This is a genomic window from Vibrio sabulosilitoris, assembly GCF_055391395.1.
Genome location: NZ_AP029599.1, coordinates 2,600,715 through 2,622,848 on the forward strand (window position 1 = coordinate 2,600,715; position 22,134 = coordinate 2,622,848).

Sequence of the window (22,134 nt, forward strand, 5' to 3'; positions counted from 1 at the left end):
TTATGACCAAAAAACAACTGATCATCCACTATCTGCACTTGAATCGTAAATCCTATCTATTAGCGATCGTATTTATTTTCTTGGTCAACTGGCTACAAGTAGAGATCCCGCGTTATATCCAGTTAGCGATTGACCTCATCGATAGTGCCGATATCGGCGATCATCAGCAACTAACAACCTACGTTGGCCTTGTGGTACTCATGTCTGTTTCGATGGTGTTAGTGCGAATTCTATCGCGGATCTATGCCCTAAACCCGGGGCGCATTACAGAAGCGGATCTCAAAAACACTCTGCTGAACAAGCTCAATCGGCTTCCGAGTAGCTTTCATGACAAATTTGCTTCCGGCAAGCTTATCTCTATCATCAATAATGACTTAGGTGGCGTGCGTTTGCTGTTTGGCACAGGATTCCTCCAATTTTTTAACGCCCTACTCGCCTTATCACTCACCCCCTTGTGGATGTGGCGAATTTCACCACAGCTAACCCTCTATTCGGTGGTGCCAATTTCGATTGCTTTTGTGATTTTTCGGATTGGTTTTAAGCGGATGAAAAAGCTACATATGGAATACCAAAGTCGCCTGCAAACCTTATCTGCGCAGCTAATGAGTTACCTGTCTGGCATTGATTTGATCAAAAGTCAGCAGATGTCACCTTGGGTCCAATCTGAGATTGAGAAGCTCAACCAGCTATTACTCGAGTGCCGCAGACAGATAACTCGCATCCAAGTTTACTATATGCCCGTCTTGGATTATGCCAATGACTTCATGAAGATCCTTATTCTTGGTCTGGGCGGTCACATGCTGATGAGCCAACAGCTGACGCTCGGTGAGATCACCGCATTTTTGACTTACTCCGTCCTGCTAGCCATGCCCCTGGTACAATTAGGGCGCATTGCCAATATTTATCAGCGCGGTATGGTTGGGATTGATAGCGTACAATCGATTCTCAATGGTAAAGTGCCAACCCCTGATCAAACCCAACTCGCCCAGCACGATCTCAAGGCGTTTTCAGGTAAGACGGTATCGGTGAGAAATCTGAGTTTTCGCTATCCAGGCGGTGAACGACTGATTTTAGATAACATCAGCTTTGATATTCCACCGGGCAAGAAAGTCGGCATTCTTGGTGGCATCGGCGCGGGTAAGACAACGTTAGTGAACTGCCTTAACCACTACCTCAACGTACCTGAGGGACATATCTTTCTTGATAATCATGACATCACGACGTTCTCACGCTCAGATTTACGCCGCTATATCAAGACCATTACCCAAGAGCCCTATCTGTTTTCTGCCACCGTTGAGGAAAATATCCGCTTTGGTACTGATGGCGATGATATCGGAATGGCTCAAGTGAACGAGGTGATGGAGCTTAGCCAACTGGCTAAGGACATCAATGGCTTTGAAAATGGATTACAAACCGTGGTCGGTGAGAAAGGCATTATGTTGTCCGGGGGACAAAAACAGCGCGTGAGTATTGCCAGGGCCCTGCTCAAGCCCTGCGATTTAATTATTCTCGATAACGTGCTATCTGCCGTCGATTATGAGACCGAGCGCCGTATCCTTGAGGGGCTATTTGAGCACCTCGAGGACCACTCGATGTTGGTGGTCTCCCATCGAGTCAATGCGCTTGAATACATGGACGAGATCATTGTGCTTCACCAAGGCAAGGTGATCGCTCGTGGCGATCATGACACTCTACTTCGCACCTGTCCTTACTACCTTGAGACATGGCAACTTCAGCAAAACAACTCAGGGGCTCAAGCATGTTAAAAGGTATCGACTTTCAGTATATGAAGCACTTCTTGGGCTTCGCTAAAAAATATCAACGCTCGGCGTTTATTGGCATCAGTATGCTGCCGCTATCCATTGCAACCAGCTTGCTGTTTCCTTGGCTTATCATTCAAATCATCGATGTCCATTTAACCCAAGGTGATATGAGTGGTCTTTTGCTCTATGCCTTTTATCTTGTGTTGGTTTTGGTGGTGAACTACCTAGTTGATACCACTTACTCCTACAACTTACGTATGACAGGGCAAAACACCATTACCGACATGCGCTCGGTATTGTTTGCGCGGGTCCTCAAGCTGCCCCGCAGCTACTACGATAACACCCCAACTGGAGTGACCCTGTCACGACTGACCAGCGATCTGGAAACCATTGGCGAGACCTTTATCCAATCGGTGGTGGGGCTCGTTAAAGACAGCCTGAACACCATAGCGCTGATCATCATGATGCTTGTGATTGACTGGCAACTGACTCTGATCCTGCTTGTTGTCATGCCGCCTGTTGCTTGGTTAACCGTGCACATCCGCAATCGCTTAAGAGGCATGTATCAGGTCACGCGTAAATCGCTCGCTCAAGGGATTGGCTATCTCCAAGAAGCCATCCTTGGCGTGAAAACTGTTCAGTTCTATCGTGCCGAGCAAGAGGTTGAAGGTAAGTACAAACGCTTCACCGATGAGTTTCTCAAGGCACAGAAAAAGGTCAACAAGTACGATGCTATCTTGTTTGCGTTTATCTCCGGAGTCACGTCAATCACGATTGCATTGATGATCTGGATTGGCTCAGGTTTGGTCCTTCAAGGTACCCTTACCCTAGGTGTACTGATCGCTTTTATCAACACTCTCGAGAAGGTGTTCATCCCAATTCGCGACTTTTCCTCACAGATCGCTTCTATTCAAAGCTCATTTGCCGCATTTGATCATGTCGAGGAGCTGTTTGTTGAGCCACTAGAGGAAGAGGGTCGTGCGCTGCTTCCTAGTGCTGAGGTAAAAGCCAGGCTCAATCGCTTCGAGCGCCTCGAGTTTTGTGACGTGAGCTTTCGCTATAAACCCGACTCGCCGTATGTGTTAAAAAACATCTCATTCGTATTGGATAAAGGACATCAAATCGCCTTGGTCGGCTCAACCGGCTCTGGTAAGTCAACCATCATGCGCTTGATTTCGAAAACCTACCAAGATTACGAGGGCAGTATTTTGCTCAACGGTATTGAGCTGCGCCAGATCGCGATCGCCGACTGCGCGCATATCTTCTCTTTGATGATGCAGGACGTGCACCTGTTTGAAGAGAGCATCAACTTCAACATCGCATTGGGCAAGGCTGACATCACCCCTGAAACAGTCAAGCAGGCTGCTCGCTATGTTTATGCCGATACCTTTATCCAGGATTTGCCACAAGGCTATGATTTGCGCTTGGATAAAAACGGAGCCAACCTGTCTGCCGGCCAGAAGCAACTGATCTCTTTTGCGCGTGCAGTCGCTCAAGGCGGTCAAGTCATGATGCTTGATGAAGCCACCAGCTCGGTAGATTCGATAACTGAAAACCTGATCCAAAAAGCCATGCAGCGCCTGTACACAGATAAAACCGTGATTGCGATTGCTCATAGACTCAGTACTATCAGACATTCGGACACGATACTCGTACTGGAGCATGGGCAGATCATTGAGCGTGGTAGTCACGAACAGCTTATCGTGGCTCAAGGTGTATACGCTAACTTGCTAAGCGACGCCTTCGTCACGGCAGAAGCAACCAATAATATCGCGGCTACCGGGAGCTAATCTGTACAGACTCTTACACCACCTGACAGCTAGGGTGACTCATTGGGACTTAACCATACAATCAATATGCCGCAGCGCTGTCAGTACTTAGCGATTGACACACGCTTGGGGAAAAAACGAGCGAGATTTTTGCTCTAACTCACCACGCTGTGATGACCAAAACTCAACAAAACAGTAAGGCAAGTATTGAAGCGGCCAAAGGTAAAATAGCTCGTATATTCTCTTTGACCACGTCAATTGCGCGAAATTTAAGCTTCGAGCATCAGATGTTGTTTATGTATTGCTGTTTCGTCATTCCATAGAGCAACTTTGAGTCAAAACCTTGTTCCGTTTTGTAGTAATCAGCGAGCTCGCCCTCTCTGACGTAGCCACACTTTTCTAACGTTTTATATGAGCCTACATTTGAGCCATAGCAATCGGCACACACTTTATGGCTGTCTAGTTCATCGAACGCTAATTCAGTCATAAGTTGGCAGGCTCGGGTAGCAATACCTTGTCTCCAGGCGTGCCTTGGTAGCTGGTAACCTACCTCGTGATTACCTTCTAAGAACATGACTTGGGTAATGGCTGTCATCCCCATGTACTGCCCTTGATTATCTCGAATCACAAAAGTTGGGTTGTCTGGCCACCGCTGCTCTGCGAGCGCTTTTTCAGTATCTTCAACGATAGGACCAAAAAACCCCTGATATAACGCCTCGTCTGCCGGAGCAAAAAATAGGTATTGATTCACTTTGTCATCCCCCAACATGCTGAAGATATCAACAAGGTCTTTTTGTTGGATCAATTGGATAGATAGCGTTTCATTAAATGACATTGAGTCGCCGAGTTTTAATTTCGAATACGACATGGGTTACCTCATTATTTGCAGGCCATGTTAATGAACTATTCTTTGGATGAATTGTACTTTTGCGACAAATTACGTCTCAAAGTCCCCATAAATGTCTATGGTGAGGTCACGCTGACTCAGATAGCGATTCGGTGTTCGCTTAATCTGCCGTTTGAGTTGTTTTATTAGGTGTGATTGATCACTAAAACCAAACCGTTGAGAAAATGCTGCCCAATCTACCGGCCCAGTTTGTTGGTATAGCGCCAGGACCATCTGCTCTAGTTTCAACATCGACTGATATTTCTTTATGCCCAGTCCCATAACTTGCCGAAAGTGACGTTCAAGTGTGCGCCGAGTGCTATGGCAATCTTGCGCCAGTTGATCGACATCTACCTCATTAGCGTCATCGCTAGTTAGTCGCTCGCCGATAAGGGTTTGCGCTCTAGAAACCAAGCCGTATGATTTATCTTTTTGATAGTTAATGCCCAAATACTTGAGCTGTCCTTCAATACAACTGACAACCTCTTGCTGAGACACGCAGTTGAGTAACGAGTCCTGAAACGATCTAACGAAGCGTAACGCTAACCAATCATACCAACCGCATTGATTCGTTAATGCTGATAATTGTGGGTTCAGTAGATAAAGTGCGCCTGGTTGGAAAGTGATACCAATGCGCTTTAACGGAGCGACATCGTTCATGGTCAACAAGTGCTCTGAGGGCGAAAGCAAATGGCTACCTTTCCCGCGCATTACATGCTCACCATTGTCATAATGATAGCCCTGCTCCGGCGGTGTAAAGAGCAAATGCGCTCTTGGGTTAGGAATCAATTGTGGTGGCGAACTAATAACCTCGTTTGGTTTGACTTCTAGATACCAAACTTGATGGATTAACCATTCATACCCTTCAAGGGACTGCTTCCAAGTGATCATAGATAGCGTGTTATTAATTAGGAACTTTAGTTTCCATTGTAATTTAATTCGGCACGAGTCGGTATGAGTATCCGATGTTGCGCTACTTGGGGGCTCGCTTGGTCGGCACCACAGAATTACTTGGCGAACAAAAACTGTTATACCAGAAGCTGCAACACCACCAAACCGCTTTCTGGGATAAATGACTCTTCGATACGATCGACCATCAACGACCTTTCGCTCTATCCTAATAACTACAGATCAACGCATTAGTGACTCTAAAAGTTAGCTAAGTTTGACTATCGAGCAAACCTCCCCAAGATCGTTAACGTGAAATCCACTTTTCTCAAGATCTTAAATCAAAAACCACAAATACTTTGGTTCTGCGAAGTCCACCCAATATCACGCCCATGATTACCACAAAGACTTCATGATAAATTCATGAATAACTTAATATTTGCACCCGCCACACAAGGAATTGACACAGTACTCTCACCCACCAAAATATGAAATCAAAAATCGAAATTACCAACATTGCTCTGCCTATTGTCATACTGCTTGGCGCTGTTGCAGCGCTTTACAATTACCCCAAAACGAGTGTTACCACACAGGATTTACTCACCTGGTTACCTTATGGTTTAGGCGCTACTGCGCTAACGTTTGCTTGGATGTTTAATCGTCGACAGCTGATCATGTCGGTGCTGGTTTGTTGTTACTCGTATTGGTTAATCCAGCATTTTTTGCAACAACCACTCAGTCGTCACGATGCGATAATCTGCTTTAGCCTTTTGTGCGGGTTTATACCGATCAATCTGCTGATTAACCAGATCCCTGAAAATGGTGCAGCGACGCGGCGAGCACAGATTTTCTATGCCGCTTTTGCTACTCAAGCAATCATTATCTACGTATTGGCTCGAATTCAACCCGCACTGCTCGTTGAATGGGCGTTTGAGTTTTTTCCTACCCGTCCAATGGGCTTACCGATAATGACCTCGACTTACGGCCTAGTGGTGACGGGCTTTTGCTTATCGGTCAGCTTGTTGTTGTTTATCTATCGGCCAAACACCCTCTCGATGGGGTTGCTGTTTAGTTTGATGGCGGCAGTATTGCCCTTGACCTTTCTTCAGCAAGAGGGAATTTCCTCGATTTTCTTTAGCGCATCGATGCTCATCGTGCTCATCAGTGGTATGCGCACCTCTCACGAGTTGGCCTATCGGGACGAACTCACCGGTTTACTTGGCCGTCGCATGCTGTTTGAGCGCTTGTCGGGGGTGGGTCGTCATTACACCATCGCCATGGTCGATATTGATCACTTTAAGCGTTTCAATGACACATACGGTCACGACGTGGGTGACGACGTATTGGCAATGGTTGCCTCATGTTTGGCTACAACTGGCGGTGGTGCCCAAGTATTTCGCTACGGTGGTGAAGAGTTTACTGTCCTGTTTAAGTCAAGTGACCGAGCACATGCCATTGAGCATCTTGATGCGATCCGCCAAGAAATAGCCAATCGCCCCTTTGCTATTCGTGATAAGGCAAAGCGTAAAAAAAGCAGCAAGGAAAACCGCAAAAAAGGCACTAAACCACAAAAGACGGTTAAGATCACAGTCAGTATTGGCGTCGCGGTGAAGAAGGACAAACACAACAATCCTCAAGAGGTGATCAAAGATGCCGATAAGGCTCTTTATCGCGCCAAACGTGCTGGACGCAACAAGGTGGCGGCAGTTAGATAACAGTCACTTCAGCAGGGAAAGGCAGATAGAAAGCGAATCTTTTATCCGCTCTTCATCCGCCAATCTTGGCTTGGCTAGGCGACTTAACGATTCCACCTACGCCCAACTAAGCAGTTTGAGCAACTTGGTACTCTCGTTAGTGGCTGCGTTTATCCATTAATAAACCGCAAAGACTGCTAGCTCAACTGAGTCCACTTTTTCAATCAAGTGTCACTTTTTGTTCAGCGAAGAGCACTGATCACTACTAACCTAACACTTTTAGCTAACGTTGGTTGCTCGATGATCCAATCGAGCATAATTTGAGAAGGTAAACAGCGAAAGGATAGAACTATGAAATACACACCTGAACTTCTGGCTGAGCTCAACCTACTTCTTCAATTTGATTTAAGCAGTGCCGCGACCGGCATTAAGGTGCATTCAGAAGCCTCACCAGAAATGCAGCAAGCCGTAGCGCGCCTGTACGATAAGAAACTCTGTACGCTTCCTGATGGCGGCTATCTCACTGACGAGGGCATTGAGGTTGCTGAGCATGCTGACCGTGTTCTTCGTGTGCTGAGTGCATAACCTCACTCAAAACTGAACGTAAACGCATAAAGCGCCGACTAGAGTCGGCGCTTTAATATCAAGAAGTCAGCACATAGACATCAAAACGCCTAGCGCTCACAAGACTTAAACTGATTGGTCAGCGGATCGTATTGATAGCCCAAGCCATCGAGCTTACCAACCAAATTATCCACATCTACCTCATACGTCGAGGCAAACTCTTCAAAGCTATCACACTCTAAGCGCAGTTTTTCATTGACGATACCGAGTAAAATCGCGCTATCTAGATTGGTTACATTTGATAAATCCATACACCACTCCTGCATTCCAGCACCTGCGACACACCTTTTCTAAGCATAGAAGCAAAAGTACTGAAATACCGAGAAGGATAATAGTGGCGTGCGATTACTGTGCGCTTAGTCCCACCAAACTGTTCAGCAGCAGATAGCTACTGCTTGAGCCAAGCAGTACGATCAAACCAAAACCGATCACAAATTGATTCGGTTCAACCTGACGGATCAAGTGCCAACACCAGGCAATAATACCCACTATCAGCATCGCCACCAAACTCACAATTGGCATCAGCAGTTGAGGGTGCGCATCGATATCTAGGCTAAACGTTAGCCACAACAAGCTCAGTGCAAACACCATCGCAGCGAGTATACCTGCAAACGGTAATAGACGATGAAAGGCTTGCAGTCGTGTGCGAGCAACCACCAGTAATACGTGTGCAAGCCCCCCGCCGAGCATCACCAACCAACTCAGCATGCCAAGAGAAATAGCCGCCGATGGTGCTTGCAGAGCCAACATCAAAGTAAAGGTGCCCGCTAGACCAGCTGCAAGATACAAAAGCCACAGTGGCCCCTTTTCGCGTGTTTTATTGGTTTGAACATGGGTATAAAAGTAGAAAATGGCAAACAGCACCATAAAGGCTTCCACGCGCAACGCGCATACCGCTAGCCACAGAATCGCCAATACAGGCATCGTTCGATGAATCCGTCCTCGTTGACCCGGACAGATATCTCCTTTAACTAGAATTAGAGTCAGGATCAGTTGTGCCCCAAACAGCATTGGGGGAAAGGTCATCAATAGAGTAGCAATCATAGTCTTATCGACTTCATTCTTGTCGGCAGAAAAGGTGACCCGAGTTTAGCGAAAAGCACCATACGGAGCAATTTGCATCACGAATGACAGTGCGAAACGAGCAAAGTTAATCCTAAGCTAAATCTTGAGTAGCAGTGGTAAGGCCGGAAACAGTTTGCGAAGCCTGAGCAGGATATCGACGCGCGGCTTGCTTGGCAACTAGATTATCAAAGCGTACCACGTGGGCTTGTGGGATGCTTACTCGATCCCCCATTTTAATGTGCTAAACAAAACCTTCTAAAGTGTAAGACTGAGCAGTACCTCACATTCTGTGTTTGCGTATACTTTGTAACCATTTATTGGAACCAAGGTCATATGCGCTCGATTTACTATTGATACCTAAACCGATAGCCTTTGTTGTACATTTTTTACCCTTTCACTTAATTTTAGGGACATCTGGAACAGAGGTTATGATGAGTAAATTGTTTAGGCGTATTTTTACGATCGTTTTTTTGCCACTAGTAGTACTGTTAGTCGGTTGTAATTCCGGCTCTGGAGGGAGTGATGGGAACACTGGTGATGCAGCTCAATTGGAACGTATCGATATCACCGCATCGATGCCAACAACGAGAGGAACCAGTGATTTAACGCTAGTGAGAGGCAGCAAGCAACCCTTTGAAGCTGTTGGGCACTACTCTGATGGCTCATCAGAAACATTGACAGATTTAGGTATCGATGACTGGCATACCTCCGATCAAGATATTGGCTATTTTGACGAGCCCGGAGTGTTAGTGGGCGGTGATACGCTGGGCGTTGTCACTGTCTATGCCACAAAAGACGGTATTACCAGTAACGAGGTGAATGTCACGGTCACGGATCCCGTGATGACCGGGCTCCAAGTCACCCCTGCTACGGTCAATGTCGCAAGAGGTCAAAAAGAGTCATTGACTGCAACGGCGACCTACGATGATGGCACGTCTGCTGACGTCACAAAGATAGTGTCTTGGGATTCAAGCGATACGGCGACCGCAATGGTCACAGCAGACGGGACTCTATCTGGTGTTGAAGTGGGAACAACGACGGTGACCGCTACGAAAGATAGCGTGACCAGCAATACGGTGAATGTGACCGTTTCGCCGGCGGTGATGACAGAGATTCAAGTGACCCCAGCTACCGTTGATGTCGCGAAAGGTCAAACCGAGCCACTCACAGCCACAGCGATATACAGTGATGGTACTTCCTCTGATATCACAAACTCAGTGGAGTGGACTTCAGACGATACTGATACCGCTACCGTCTCATCAGCGGGTTTGCTGTCTGGTGTTGACGTAGGTAGCACGACACTAATGGCGGCTGAAGGCGGCATTACCAGCAATACGGTCAATGTCACCGTCTCGGCAGCTGTGGTGACAGCCATTCAAGTCACACCTTCGTCAGTCGATATAGTGGAAGGCCAAACTGAGCAGTTAACGGCCACGGCGACCTACAGTGATGGCACCTCCTCTACCGTCACCGACACAGTGGTATGGATATCAGACGATACCAGTGTCGCTACGGTCACATCAGCGGGTTTGCTGACTGGTGTTGGGCCAAGCGATACCACAGTCACCGCGTCAAAAGATGGCGTGACCAGCGCGCCTGTGACGGTGACTGTCTCGGCAGCGGTCCTTACCGCGATTCAAGTGAGCCCAGTGACGGTCTATGTTGAGAAAGGTCTAACCGAGCAGCTAACCGCTACAGCGACGTACAATAATGGTACTTCCTCTGAGGTGACAGACTCAGTAACGTGGGCGTCAAGCGATACCAGTATCGCCACAGTGACATCAGCAGGTGTATTGTCTGGTGTCGAGGAGGGTTCCACCACGATAACAGCTACTTATGATGGTCTTACCAGCAACACTGTGGGTGTTGATGTATGTGCTTCACTCGCTAGAGAGTGCCTTGATATCTTGGATGTAGGCGGCGGTAAGTTATTTACCAGCTCCCCCTCAGAGGCTTACTTGAGCAGCATAGGTGGTAGTCCACATAATGGCATCATGCCTGAAGATGGAACTAACGGTCCAGCAGGTAGATTCCAATATTTCAACTGGTCGCGAGCTAGTGAACTGTGCGAAACTTACAACACCAATAGTATCGGCGGGCGCACTAACTGGCGCTTGCCGGCAGCGGGCGAGCTAACTTCGGAGCTCTTCGATGTGTACGGCCCTATGTTTGCCGCACGTGGTTGGCCGACCTCTAGGGCTTACTGGCGTGATTATACTGGTAATTTATACTTATACGTGAGCCTCATAAACGGTTCCACCTATAGCGCCTCAGGCCACTTCGTGGCATACGCTTCTTGTGTCTCAGAGCCTTAAGCTGAACATTTAGAGTGTACAGGTACGTAGTAGACACCCTAGGGCAATAGGGTGTCTATCGCCGGCATAAACAAAGACATGCAATCAAATGTAGGGTCTGCATACATTAGCGTTAGCAAGGTGAAAGCCTAAAATAGGCGATGCTGAGTAATTACAGCGTGTTGGTATTGGTGCTTTTACCGCCTTGATATCCAGCAAACATCGTTGCCAATGTTTATACGCTGCTTCATCTTGCTCAGCGATGTCCGCAATGTGATCAGTATGTGAATCAATACTTTTGTGACAACGGCTTCGATCACCAAATAATGTCCCACTCTCTTTCTGGCTACTGGTTCTAGGCCGATTGCTTTTCCTTTTTCAAAGCGGTTAATATCAATTTTTCCAACTATCAAAGCGTACCACATCGGCTCGTGGGGCGCTTACTCAATATCCTCATGTCAATGAGCTAAATAAGACCTTCTTAAGTGCAAGACTGAGCGGCACTTCACATTCTGTAGTTCCGTATATTTTATAACCATTTATTGGAACCAAGGTCATATGCGCTCGATTTACTATTGATACGTAAACCGATAGCCTTTGTTGTACATTTTTTACCCTTTCACTTAATTTTAGGGACATCTGGAACAGAGGTTATGATGAGTAGATTGTTTAGGCGTATTTTTACGATCGTTTTTTTGCCACTAGTAGTACTGTTAGTCGGTTGTAATTCCGGCTCTGGAGGGAGTGATGGGAACACTGGTGATGTAGCTCAATTGGAACGTATCGATATCACCGTACCGATGCCAACAACGAGAGGAACCAGTGATTTAACGCTAGTGAGAGGCAGCAAGCAACCTTTTGAGGCTGTTGGTCACTACTCTGATGGTTCATCAGAAACATTGACGGATTTAGGTATCGATGACTGGCATACCTCCGATCAAGATATTGGCTATTTTGACGAGCCCGGAGTGCTAGTGGGTGGCGATACGCTGGGCGTTGTCACTGTCTATGCCACAAAAGACGGTATTACCAGTAACGAGGTGAATGTCACGGTCACGGATCCCGTGATGTCCGGGCTTCAAGTTACTCCTGCTACGGTCAATGTCGTGAAAGGTCAATCAGAACCATTGACTGCAACGGCGACCTACGATGATGGCACCTCAGCTGACGTCACAACGATAGTGTCTTGGGACTCAAGCGATACGGCGACCGCAATGGTCACAGCAGACGGGACTCTATCTGGTGTCGAAGTGGGAACAACGACGGTCACCGCTACGAAAGATGGCGTGGCCAGCAATACGGTGAATGTGACCGTTTCGCCGGCGGTGATGACAGAGATTCAAGTGACCCCAGCTACCGTTGATGTCGCGAAAGGTCAAACCGAGCCACTCACAGCCACAGCGATATACAGTGATGGTACTTCCTCTAATATCACAAACTCAGTGGAGTGGACTTCAAACGATACTGATACCGCTACAGTCTCATCAGCAGGTTTGGTGTCTGGTGTTGACGTAGGTAGCACGACACTAATGGCGGCTAAAGGCGGCATTACCAGCAATACGGTCAATGTCACCGTCTCGGCAGCTGTAGTGACAGCCATTCAAGTCACACCTTCGTCAGTCGATATAGTGGAAGGCCAAACTGAGCAGTTAACGGCCACGGCGACCTACAGTGATGGCACCTCCTCTACCGTCACCGACACAGTGGTATGGATATCAGACGATACCAGTGTCGCCACGGTCACATCAGCGGGTTTGCTGACTGGTGTTAATCCAAACAGCACCACAGTAACCGCGTCAAAAGATGGCGTGACCAGCGTGCCTGTGACGGTGACTGTCTCGGCAGCAGTCCTTACCGAGATTCAAGTGAGCCCAGTGGCGGTCTATGTTGAGAAAGGTCTAACCGAGCAGCTAACCGCTACAGCGACGTACAATAATGGCACTTCCTCTGTGGTGACAGACTCAGTGGCGTGGGCGTCAAGCGATACTAGTATCGCCACAGTGACATCAGCAGGTTTGTTGTCTGGTGTCGAGGAGGGTTCCACCACGGTAACAGCTACTTATGATGGTCTTACCAGCAACACTGTGGATGTCGATGTATGTGCTTCACTCGCTGGTGAATGCCTTGATATCTTCGATGTAGGCGGCGGGAAAGTATTTACCAGCTCCCCGTCAGTTACATACTTAGTTAGTATTGGTGGTAGTCAGAATAGTGGTACCCATTATTCAAATGGCAGTTTCGGCCCAACGGGTTCTTTCTACGTATTCAGCTGGGCTGATGCTCCTGAACTATGCGCTACGTATAACACTAATAGAATCAGCGGACGAACTAACTGGCGCGTGGCAACAAGAGACGAGTTAGAAACGGAAATCTACGGTGTATATGGCAACATGGTTACCGCGCGCGGTTGGCCAGCCAAGCTTTACTACTGGATGGCGGCCAGTTGGCAAATAAGTTTATATAATGGTACTAGTTATTGGGTTTCAGGCCCGAAGGGCTACGTTTCTTGTGTCTCAGAGCCATAAATAGAAAGTCTAGCTAAACAGTAGACACCCTGTAGCATTAAGGTGTCTACTGCATACACAAACAGAGACGGAATATACGACTCTCGTATTAGGCCCCTTATCTGAGTCGAACATAACACCATCAATTCGCCCTCGCAGCTCTCAAACTGTATCTGAAGCTTTAGCTGCTAGAGTTGCATCCAATTTACTGGATAAAGCCCAACCATCGTTTGGCCAATGGGATAATGCCACCTCACTCAACCTTAAGCTGGTCGACCCAGCGCCGCAAAACCGTTTCACCAACATCCACTGAACGTGCCGCTTTAGGAACAGAGTAACCTTGATCAAGTATCAAGCACGCTGCATCCGTTTTGAACTCAGCAGAAAATGTACGTCGATGTCGTTTTGTCATTAAACACCTCATTAATGGTGGTGACTTTACCACCTTATTGGGTGTCCAGAATCTTTAAACCACTGCACTTGGCATCTAGATTATCAAAGCGTACCAAGTAGGATTGTGGGGCACTTACTCAATATCCCCATTTTAATGCGCTAAATAAGACCTTCTAAAGTGCAAGACTGAGCGGCACTTCACATTCTGTAGTTCCGTATATTTTATAACCATTTATTGGAACCAAGATCATATGCACTCGATTTACTATTGATGCCTAAACCTATAGCCTTTGTTGTACATTTTTTACCCTTTCACTTAATTTTAGGGACATCTGGAACAGAGGTTATGATGAGTAGATTGTTTAGGCGTATTTTTACGATCGTTTTTTTGCCACTAGTAGTACTGTTAGTCGGTTGTAATTCCGGCTCTGGAGGGAGTGATGGGAACACTGGTGATGTAGCTCAATTGGAACGTATCGATATCACCGCACCGATGCCAACAACGAGAGGAACCAGTGATTTAACGCTAGTGAGAGGTAGCAAGCAACCTTTTGAGGCTGTTGGTCACTACTCTGATGGCTCATCAGAAACATTGACGGATTTAGGTATCGATAACTGGCATACCTCCGATCAAGATATTGGCTATTTTGACGAGCCCGGAGTGCTAGTGGGTGGCGATACGCTGGGTGTTGTCACTGTCTATGCCACAAAAGACGGTATTACCAGTAACGAGGTGAATGTCACGGTCACGGATCCCGTGATGACCGGGCTCCAAGTTACCCCTGCTACGGTCAATGTCGCAAAAGGTCAAAAAGAGTCATTGACTGCAACGGCGACCTACGATGATGGCACGTCTGCTGACGTTACAAATTTAGTTGCTTGGGATTCAAGCGATACGGCGACCGCAATGGTCACAGCAGAAGGGACTCTATCTGGTGTCGAAGTGGGAACAACGACGGTGACCGCTACGAAAGATGGCGTGGCCAGCAATACGGTGAATGTGACCGTTTCGCCGGCGGTGATGACAGAGATTCAAGTGACCCCAGCTACCGTTGATGTCGCGAAAGGTCAAACCGAGCCACTCACAGCCACAGCGATATACAGTGATGGTACTTCCTCTGATATCACAAACTCAGTGGAGTGGACTTCAGACGATACTGATACCGCTACCGTCTCACCATCGGGTTTGCTGTCTGGTGTTGACGTAGGTAGCACGACACTAATGGCGGCTAAAGGCGGCATTACCAGCAATACGATCAATGTCACCGTCTCGGCAGCTGTAGTGACAGACATTCAAGTCACACCTTCGTCAGTCGATATGGTGGAAGGCCAAACTGAGCAGTTAACGGCCACGGCGACCTACAGTGATGGCACCTCCTCTACCGTCACCAACACAGTGGTATGGATATCAGACGATACCAGTGTCGCTACGGTCACATCAGCGGGTTTTCTGACTGGTGTTGGGCCAAGCGATACCACAGTCACCGCGTCAAAAGATGGCGTGACCAGCGTGCCTGTGACGGTGACTGTCTCGGCAGCGGTCCTTACCGCGATTCAAGTGAGCCCAGTGACGGTCTATGTTGAGAAAGGTCTAACCGAACAGCTAACCGCTACAGCGACGTACAACAATGGTACTTCCTCTGAGGTGACAGACTCAGTAACGTGGGCGTCAAGCGATACCAGTATTGCCACAGTGACGTCAGCAGGTTTGTTGTCTGGGGTTGACTTGGGAGCTACCACAGTAACGGCCACTAAAGATGGCATTAGCAGTAACACTGTAGATGTAGAGGTAGTAATATGCATTTCACTCGCTGGTGCATGTATTGATATCTTAGATGTAGGTGAAGGTATGTTATTTACCAACTCACCTTCAGAGTCATACTTAGACAGCATCGGGGGTAGCGCCAATACAGGTACCTATACTGAAGATGGAACCAGTGGTCCAGCTGGTAATTTTTACCAGTTCGACTGGTTTGAAGCAAATGAACTGTGCACTACTTATAACCACAATAGTATCGGCGGGCGAACTAACTGGCGCTTGCCGACATCGGTTGAACTGCGAGTAGAGCTCTTCGATGCATACGGCGACATGTTTGACGCACGTAATTGGCCGACCAATAACCAGTACTGGGGAGCGGATTCCGATAATCAAGGGAATACCTATAACCAGCTGCGCCTTGACGATGGTAGGTACTTTCACGCCACCCCGGGATACTACCGGTCTTACGTATCCTGCGTCTCAGAGCCATAAATAGAAAGTCTAGCTAAACAGTAGACACCCTGTAGCATTAAGGTGTCTACTGCATACACAAACAGAGACGGAATATACGACTCTCGTATTAGGCCCCTTATCTGAGTCGAACATAACACCATCAGGTCGCCCTCGCAGCTCTCAAACTGTATCTGAAGCTTTAGCTGCTAGAGTTGCATCCAATTTACTGGATAAAGCCCAACCATCGTTTGGCCAATGGGATAATGCCACCTCACTCAACCTTAAGCTGGTCGACCAAGCGCCGCAAAACCGTTTCACCAACATCCACTGAACGTGCCGCTTCAGGAACAGAGTAACCTTGATCAAGTACCAAGCATGCTGCATCCGTTTTGAACTCAGCAGAGAATGTACGTCGTCGTTTTGTCATTAAACACCTCATTAATGGTGGTGACTTTACCACCTAATTTGGCGTTCGGGATCATTAAACCACTACTCCTGGCACTTAGATTATCAAAGCGTACCAAGTGGGATCTTGGGGCGCTTACTCAATCCCCCTATTTTAATGCGCTAAATAAGACCTTCTACAGTGTAAGACTGAGCGGCACCTCACACTCCGTAGTTCCGTATATTTTTTAACCATTTATTGGAACCAAGGTCATATGCGCTCGATTTACTATTGATACGTAAACCGATAGCCTTTGTTGTACATTTTTTACCCTTTCACTTAGTTATAGGGACATCTGGAACAGAGGTTATGATGAGTAGATTGTTTAGGCGTATTTTTACGATCGTTTTTTTGCCACTAGTAGTACTGTTAGTCGGTTGTAATTCCGGCTCTGGAGGGAGTGATGGGAACACTGGTGATGCAGCTCAATTGGAACGTATCGATATCACCGCATCGATGCCAACAACGAGAGGAACCAGTGATTTAACGCTAGTGAGAGGCAGCAAGCAACTCTTTGAAGCTGTTGGACACTACTCTGATGGTTCATCAAAAACATTGACGGATTTAGGTATCGATAACTGGCATACCTCCGATCAAGATATTGGCTATTTTGACGAGCCCGGAGAGCTAGTGGGCGGCGATACGCTGGGCGTTGTCACCATATATGCCACAAAAGACGGTATTACCAGTAACGAGGTGAATGTCACGGTCACGGATCCCGTGATGACCGGGCTCCAAGTTACCCCTGCTACGGTCAATGTCGTGAAAGGTCAAACAGAATCATTGACTGCAACCGCGACCTACGATGATGGCACGTCTGCTGACGTTACAAACTTAGTTGCTTGGGATTCAAGCGATACGGCTACCGTAATGGTCACAGCAGACGGGACTCTATCTGGTGTTGAAGTGGGAACGACGACGGTGACCGCCACGAAAGATGGCGTGGCCAGCAATACGGTGAATGTGACGGTTTCGCCGGCGGTGATGACAGAGATTCAAGTGACCCCAGCTACCGTTGATGTCGCGAAAGGTCAAACCGAGCCACTCACAGCCACAGCGATATACAGTGATGGTACTTCCTCTGATATCACAAACTCAGTAGAGTGGACTTCAGACGATACTGATACCGCTACAGTCTCATCAGCGGGTTTGGTGTCTGGTGTTGAAGTAGGTAGCACGACACTAACAGCGACTAAAGACGGCATTATCAGCAATACGGTCGGTGTCACTGTCTCTGCAGCAATACTGACAGCAATTGAAGTAACACCTTCACCGATTAGTCTAGCAAAAGGCCAAACTGAGCAGTTAGCGGCTATGGCGACATACAGTGATGGTACATCTTCTACCATCACAGACTCCGTAACATGGATGTCAGGCGACACTAGTATCGCTACGGTCACATCAGACGGTTTGTTGACGGGTGCTGACGAAAGTAGCACCACAGTCACCGCGTCAAAAGATGGCGTGAGCAGTGAGCCTGTGACGGTGACTGTCTCAGCTGCGGTCATTACTGCGATCGAAGTGAGCCCTGAGACAGTCAATGTAGAGAAGAGTATGACTGAGCAGTTAAAGGCTACGGCGACTTACAGTGACGGGTCTTCTTCAGAGGTGACAGACTCTGTGACATGGAGGTCAAGCGATACCAATATCGCGACGGTGACATCTGCAGGTTTGCTGTCTGGTGTTGAGTTAGGGGAAACCACAGTAACGGCCACTAAAGATGCTATTAGCAGTAACACTGTAGATGTAGAGGTCGGTGTATTATGTGCTTCACTCGCTGGTACATGCATTGATATCTTGGATATAGGCGGCGGGAGATTATTTACCAGCTCGCCATCAGTACGTTACCTAAACAGTATTGGTGGGCGTGGAACTACTATTTGGACTCTTACTGATGGATCCCACGGTCCAGCTGGCGAATTCTATGGATTCAATTGGGACGACGCTTATACACTGTGCGCTACATATAACACCAATAATGTCGGCGGGCGAACTAACTGGCGCTTACCACCAAGAGGCGAGTTAAGATCGCTCTACCATATATACGGCAATATGTTTTCCGCTCACGGCTGGCCGGCCTCTAATCGCTCTTGGTCATCGACACAACACTCGGGAGCAGCATATCACGCCGTGAGCTTAGTCGATGGTCGCTACAGTGCATACTATACATCTGTGTCGTTCCACGCATCCTGTCTCTCAGAACCATAGAATCTTGTTAAGCAGTAAGCACCCTTAATTAGAACAGGGTGCTTAATCTGTCTTCAAACAAAGGCGGGCTATAGTAATGCTAGTGTACGCATACACTAGCATTAACAAGGCGAAGGCCAATAACTCAATGTTATCAACGCTGACCAACCACCGCCTTTTGGTATTGATGTTTAAACGCTTCAACATCCAACAAACATCGTTGCCAATGTTGATGCACTGCTTTTTCATATTGTTCTGCTATTTCAGCAATGCTGATCATATCGGGTTGTTAAATCAAATTAGGTATTGATGGTAACTTACCATGGAATTCTCCTTGTGCTCCCATGAAGCCAAATGTATAAGGTTTAACTTTATTTTTGCTTCGATCACCAAATCCTTGCCTTTCTCGTAGCTTACTAAACAACCAGTTATCTAACATGGCATTGATCTCTACAAACTCATCTTTCGTCAGCTCAACTTTGAAGCTGGTGAGGAATGCTTCATCATCATTGGCTGTTAAGTTAATGACTCGCTCTTGAAGGCCCTGTAACACTTGCGTTGTAAAATAGACAGGGAAACTAGCCCCCTTAACAAATGAGGTTTGCTTGGGCAACAACAGATGACACGCATTGTTTGAGCCTATCTCGATGAGACGGATTTTTTCCAATTGTCGAAGGTAAAGATGTGTTGAAGCATCGTTTAGCCTGTACTTTTCTTTGATTTGTTGAATGGTAAGGTCTTCTGCTAATTCGGACCAGAATGAAAAAAGCGATGGATTATTGAAAAAAGCATCATCTTGTTCTTGTGAGAAAACAGGAATTGAAGAAATGTTCTCTTCAGCCTCAGAAAGAAGCTTCGATACAGGTGTCTCCGTAAGATTGACAATAGCTATCAACCTCTGCATGGAAAGTGGTTGTAAATTGTTTAGCAACCTTTTGACACTGACTTCTGATATTTTCAGCTCAGTAGCGAGTGTACGATAAGAAATATTGCACCTCTTAAGCTCTCTTTTGAGTAACTTACACACTTCTAGAGATAGTTGTTCGTTCATTTTGTCTAAATCATCCCTATATAGATACTAAAAGTATCTATATACTATCCTTTTTAACTTGATATTGCACAAATGTATCAAAATGAGATCATACAACTCGTGTAAAAGAGGAGGACACTGATGAAACGACGCGAGTTGGTTATACGATTTGGCATTCAACAAGGCCTACACTGGATGGTGGTAGGGTTACTTATCCCTGTAATTACTCTTATTTTTCAATCTAGAGGACTAAACCTATCAGAAATTGGGCTTGTCATGGCAGTTTGGGTCGGGAGCACTGCAATATTAGAAATACCTCTCGGTAGTGTGGCTGACACCTTTGGCCGCAAAAATACCTATTTGTTTTCTCTAGCGCTTAATTTGTTGGGGTGCCTTGCACTTTTTTATGCAAATAGTTTAGAGGAAATCTTGCTGAGCGCTATGTTTTTGGGAGCTTCTAGGGCTGTTTATTCCGGAAGCCTAGATGCTTGGTTCTACGATTCTTTTGCTAACGCTATGGGAGACGATTCGTACCATACAGCAATCGCGAAAATAAACGTACTGGTTACTGCTGGACTGGCTACCGGGTCTTTAATTGGTGGGGTTCTACCTAATAGCATTGTTAGCTCATATATCGAGACATTTAGCGTGTATGACATCAATATTTTCGTCGCTAGCATATCATGTGTTGCCTTGTTTTTACTGACATGGATATTGCTTCCTGAGCAGAAAGGTATCAATGACAATTCCCAAAACACCTTAGCTATCGCGATGCACACTAGTATCAAGGCGCTTACATTTTCTTTAAATCAGTGGACTTTGAGGTTGGTTCTTCAGGCAACGCTTATTTTTGGAGCAGTGATGAGCGCTGTTGAAAACTTCTGGCAACCTTATCTGGCAGATTTGATAGGAATGGCCCCTGACAACTTGACTCTTTTTGGCATCATATCAGCGTTGTATTTCTTAATGTCGGCTCTATCATCAATACTATCCATACCGTTATTAAGGGTATTTTTCGGTTCACATAAGGCTTTAATATTTACAACTCGATCACTTGCTGCTTTTTCACTGCTCTTGCTTGCGAACACTACTAGCACCACAAGTTTTGCTTTTTTCTACTTGATGTTTTTCTTTCTCTTTACAATGGGGAATAACTCCGAGCAAGTATTACTTAACGAGAACTCCCACGAAGAAATTCGCTCAACCATTTTGTCCATTAGCTCCTTCGCTGTTACATGCGGAGGGATGATTGCCTCGTTGGCTATGGGAGTCATTTCTGAATACTTCGGCATATCGTTCAGTTGGATATTATGTGGTTCGATACTGTTAACTTCCTCGTTGTATTTCCTAGTTATCCGTGAAGTCCGTCAAGCAGAATCTACGTAAGATGCTTTCAAGCTAAGCAACTCATAATCGTTTTGAAAACCAATTTTTGTACGCGCAGTCCGTAAATGGTGGATTGCGTATTTTTTCATTATATTCGTATAAGGTAGATCTACAAAAATAACGCGTGAGTGACAGGGTTTGTCGATTTCCTTTCACATCAGTTACCGCAGAATCATGTGGCTGACTTCATTTTAGATACCAAAAGTTATCTGATAGGTCGATATCGCCTCACTCTGCTAAGAAGGTTCTGTCCAAAGGTTTTTTGTAGCAAGAGAGCCAGCCGATACGACTAGGTCATGCTTCACCACCATAAGTGTCAGCTCATGTATAAGTCAGTACAAATAAGTGTACTTATCACTGCAATTGTGTAGTTTCTTCATTCAAGCTAAGCATGCCCGGCGCTGGAATATGAGAAAACAAACGCTTCATGACATCCTCAGGATCGCCGACTAACGATAGCGCGACTGTAAAGCGCGCTATCTCTGGCGGCTCTCTGAGAAGAAGCCTGTTAGTAAATTCCGTGTAATCCTGCAAACTTTTAATCGAAACTGGCAAATACAAAAAACGCGCTGTTGCTGGATGCAGATCATCAGCTGACCAGCCGGCTCGCATTTTATCAGTGAATGCGACAGTCTTTTCAACCATATCTCTTAGTTCTCGATACACTAACCTACAGCAATCATCTGTCGCACCCAACTTAAGGAGCTGAGTTATTTTTTCATGACTCCTTGTCAGGTCTTCATCGAGGCGCCCTAGTGACTCTTTTTCTTCCAATGTTAGTCTTTCTTGCTCGACATAAGCCACATATGCGACATAGTGAAACCTGAATAGTAAGCTTTCCGCCAATATCGCCATTGCTTTGTTTGCGCTAGCGTTCATGGAGCCATCCCCTTTATCGAATTAGAATTAGAGGGTTGCGAGTAGATTTCCCTTGCCAAAAACGCGATGGACTTTATTTACTTAAGCGGAAATAATGGTGTATAGACAAGCATAA

Annotated in this window: 16 protein-coding genes and 2 pseudogenes; 9 read left to right on the forward strand and 9 right to left on the reverse strand. The window is 46.6% G+C overall.

Annotated features, from left to right (window positions below):
- The first annotated feature begins 2 nt into the window (after positions 1 to 2).
- Complete coding sequence (locus ACZ5R2_RS12265; protein ID WP_464899662.1) at positions 3 to 1,766, forward strand: ABC transporter ATP-binding protein; 1,764 nt, start codon at positions 3 to 5, stop codon at positions 1,764 to 1,766.
- Complete coding sequence (locus ACZ5R2_RS12270) at positions 1,760 to 3,553, forward strand: ABC transporter ATP-binding protein (protein WP_464899663.1); 1,794 nt, start codon at positions 1,760 to 1,762, stop codon at positions 3,551 to 3,553. The genes ACZ5R2_RS12265 and ACZ5R2_RS12270 overlap by 7 nt, the downstream gene beginning before the upstream one ends.
- 262 nt (positions 3,554 to 3,815) lie before the next feature.
- Here the strand turns inward: ACZ5R2_RS12270 and ACZ5R2_RS12275 are convergent, their stop codons facing one another.
- Complete coding sequence (locus ACZ5R2_RS12275) at positions 3,816 to 4,400, reverse strand: GNAT family N-acetyltransferase (RefSeq protein WP_464899664.1); 585 nt, start codon at positions 4,398 to 4,400, stop codon at positions 3,816 to 3,818.
- Between the two features lie 69 nt (positions 4,401 to 4,469).
- Positions 4,470 to 5,309, reverse strand: a complete 840-nt coding sequence (locus tag ACZ5R2_RS12280) for a helix-turn-helix domain-containing protein (protein ID WP_464899665.1) — start codon at positions 5,307 to 5,309, stop codon at positions 4,470 to 4,472.
- A gap of 485 nt (positions 5,310 to 5,794) precedes the next feature.
- On the opposite strand from ACZ5R2_RS12280, the gene ACZ5R2_RS12285 reads away from it, so the two are divergent.
- Both ACZ5R2_RS12285 and ACZ5R2_RS12290 read left to right on the forward strand, forming a co-directional pair.
- Positions 5,795 to 7,021: a GGDEF domain-containing protein gene (locus tag ACZ5R2_RS12285; RefSeq protein ID WP_464899666.1), complete on the forward strand. Its 1,227-nt coding sequence runs from the start codon at positions 5,795 to 5,797 to the stop codon at positions 7,019 to 7,021.
- A 330-nt stretch (positions 7,022 to 7,351) separates the two neighbouring features.
- Positions 7,352 to 7,585 (forward strand): TIGR02647 family protein, encoded by a 234-nt coding sequence (locus tag ACZ5R2_RS12290; RefSeq protein WP_438458054.1) that lies wholly within the window; start codon positions 7,352 to 7,354, stop codon positions 7,583 to 7,585.
- An 89-nt stretch (positions 7,586 to 7,674) separates the two neighbouring features.
- On the opposite strand, the gene ACZ5R2_RS12295 is transcribed toward ACZ5R2_RS12290, so the two are convergent.
- Positions 7,675 to 7,875, reverse strand: coding sequence for a DUF4250 domain-containing protein (locus ACZ5R2_RS12295; protein ID WP_464899667.1), 201 nt, complete (start codon positions 7,873 to 7,875; stop codon positions 7,675 to 7,677).
- A gap of 94 nt (positions 7,876 to 7,969) precedes the next feature.
- Entirely contained in the window at positions 7,970 to 8,668 is a 699-nt protein-coding gene (locus ACZ5R2_RS12300; RefSeq protein WP_464899668.1) for a hypothetical protein, read from the reverse strand.
- Positions 8,669 to 9,159: 491 nt separating this feature from the next.
- Here ACZ5R2_RS12300 and ACZ5R2_RS12305 point away from each other — a divergent pair, with 491 nt between their 5' ends.
- Entirely contained in the window at positions 9,160 to 11,004 is a 1,845-nt protein-coding gene (locus ACZ5R2_RS12305) for an Ig-like domain-containing protein (RefSeq protein ID WP_464899670.1), read from the forward strand.
- Positions 11,005 to 11,678: 674 nt separating this feature from the next.
- Positions 11,679 to 13,508, forward strand: coding sequence for an Ig-like domain-containing protein (locus ACZ5R2_RS12310; protein ID WP_464899671.1), 1,830 nt, complete (start codon positions 11,679 to 11,681; stop codon positions 13,506 to 13,508).
- 235 nt (positions 13,509 to 13,743) lie between these two features.
- Here the strand turns inward: ACZ5R2_RS12310 and ACZ5R2_RS12315 are convergent.
- Positions 13,744 to 13,899, reverse strand: a pseudogene (locus ACZ5R2_RS12315) (transposase); the annotation flags it as partial.
- A 369-nt stretch (positions 13,900 to 14,268) separates the two neighbouring features.
- On the opposite strand from ACZ5R2_RS12315, the gene ACZ5R2_RS12320 reads away from it, so the two are divergent.
- On the forward strand, positions 14,269 to 16,131 hold the full coding sequence (locus ACZ5R2_RS12320; RefSeq protein WP_464899672.1) for an Ig-like domain-containing protein: 1,863 nt from the start codon (positions 14,269 to 14,271) through the stop codon (positions 16,129 to 16,131).
- Positions 16,132 to 16,366: 235 nt separating this feature from the next.
- On the opposite strand, the pseudogene ACZ5R2_RS12325 reads toward ACZ5R2_RS12320, so the two are convergent.
- A pseudogene (locus tag ACZ5R2_RS12325) lies at positions 16,367 to 16,519 on the reverse strand (transposase); the annotation flags it as partial.
- Between the two features lie 369 nt (positions 16,520 to 16,888).
- Here ACZ5R2_RS12325 and ACZ5R2_RS12330 point away from each other — a divergent pair.
- Entirely contained in the window at positions 16,889 to 18,745 is a 1,857-nt protein-coding gene (locus tag ACZ5R2_RS12330; protein WP_464899673.1) for an Ig-like domain-containing protein, read from the forward strand.
- 133 nt (positions 18,746 to 18,878) lie between these two features.
- Here the strand turns inward: ACZ5R2_RS12330 and ACZ5R2_RS12335 are convergent, their stop codons facing one another.
- Positions 18,879 to 19,004 carry a hypothetical protein gene (locus ACZ5R2_RS12335; RefSeq protein ID WP_464899674.1) on the reverse strand — a complete coding sequence of 42 codons (126 nt, stop codon included), beginning with the start codon at positions 19,002 to 19,004 and terminating at the stop codon, positions 18,879 to 18,881.
- Between the two features lie 9 nt (positions 19,005 to 19,013).
- Positions 19,014 to 19,775 (reverse strand): helix-turn-helix domain-containing protein, encoded by a 762-nt coding sequence (locus ACZ5R2_RS12340; protein ID WP_464899675.1) that lies wholly within the window; start codon positions 19,773 to 19,775, stop codon positions 19,014 to 19,016.
- 120 nt (positions 19,776 to 19,895) lie between these two features.
- Here ACZ5R2_RS12340 and ACZ5R2_RS12345 point away from each other — a divergent pair, with 120 nt between their 5' ends.
- Positions 19,896 to 21,140 (forward strand): MFS transporter, encoded by a 1,245-nt coding sequence (locus tag ACZ5R2_RS12345; RefSeq protein ID WP_464899676.1) that lies wholly within the window; start codon positions 19,896 to 19,898, stop codon positions 21,138 to 21,140.
- A gap of 354 nt (positions 21,141 to 21,494) precedes the next feature.
- Here ACZ5R2_RS12345 and ACZ5R2_RS12350 read toward each other — a convergent pair whose 3' ends face one another.
- Complete coding sequence (locus ACZ5R2_RS12350; protein WP_464899677.1) at positions 21,495 to 22,019, reverse strand: hypothetical protein; 525 nt, start codon at positions 22,017 to 22,019, stop codon at positions 21,495 to 21,497.
- Between the last annotated feature and the right edge of the window lie 115 nt (positions 22,020 to 22,134).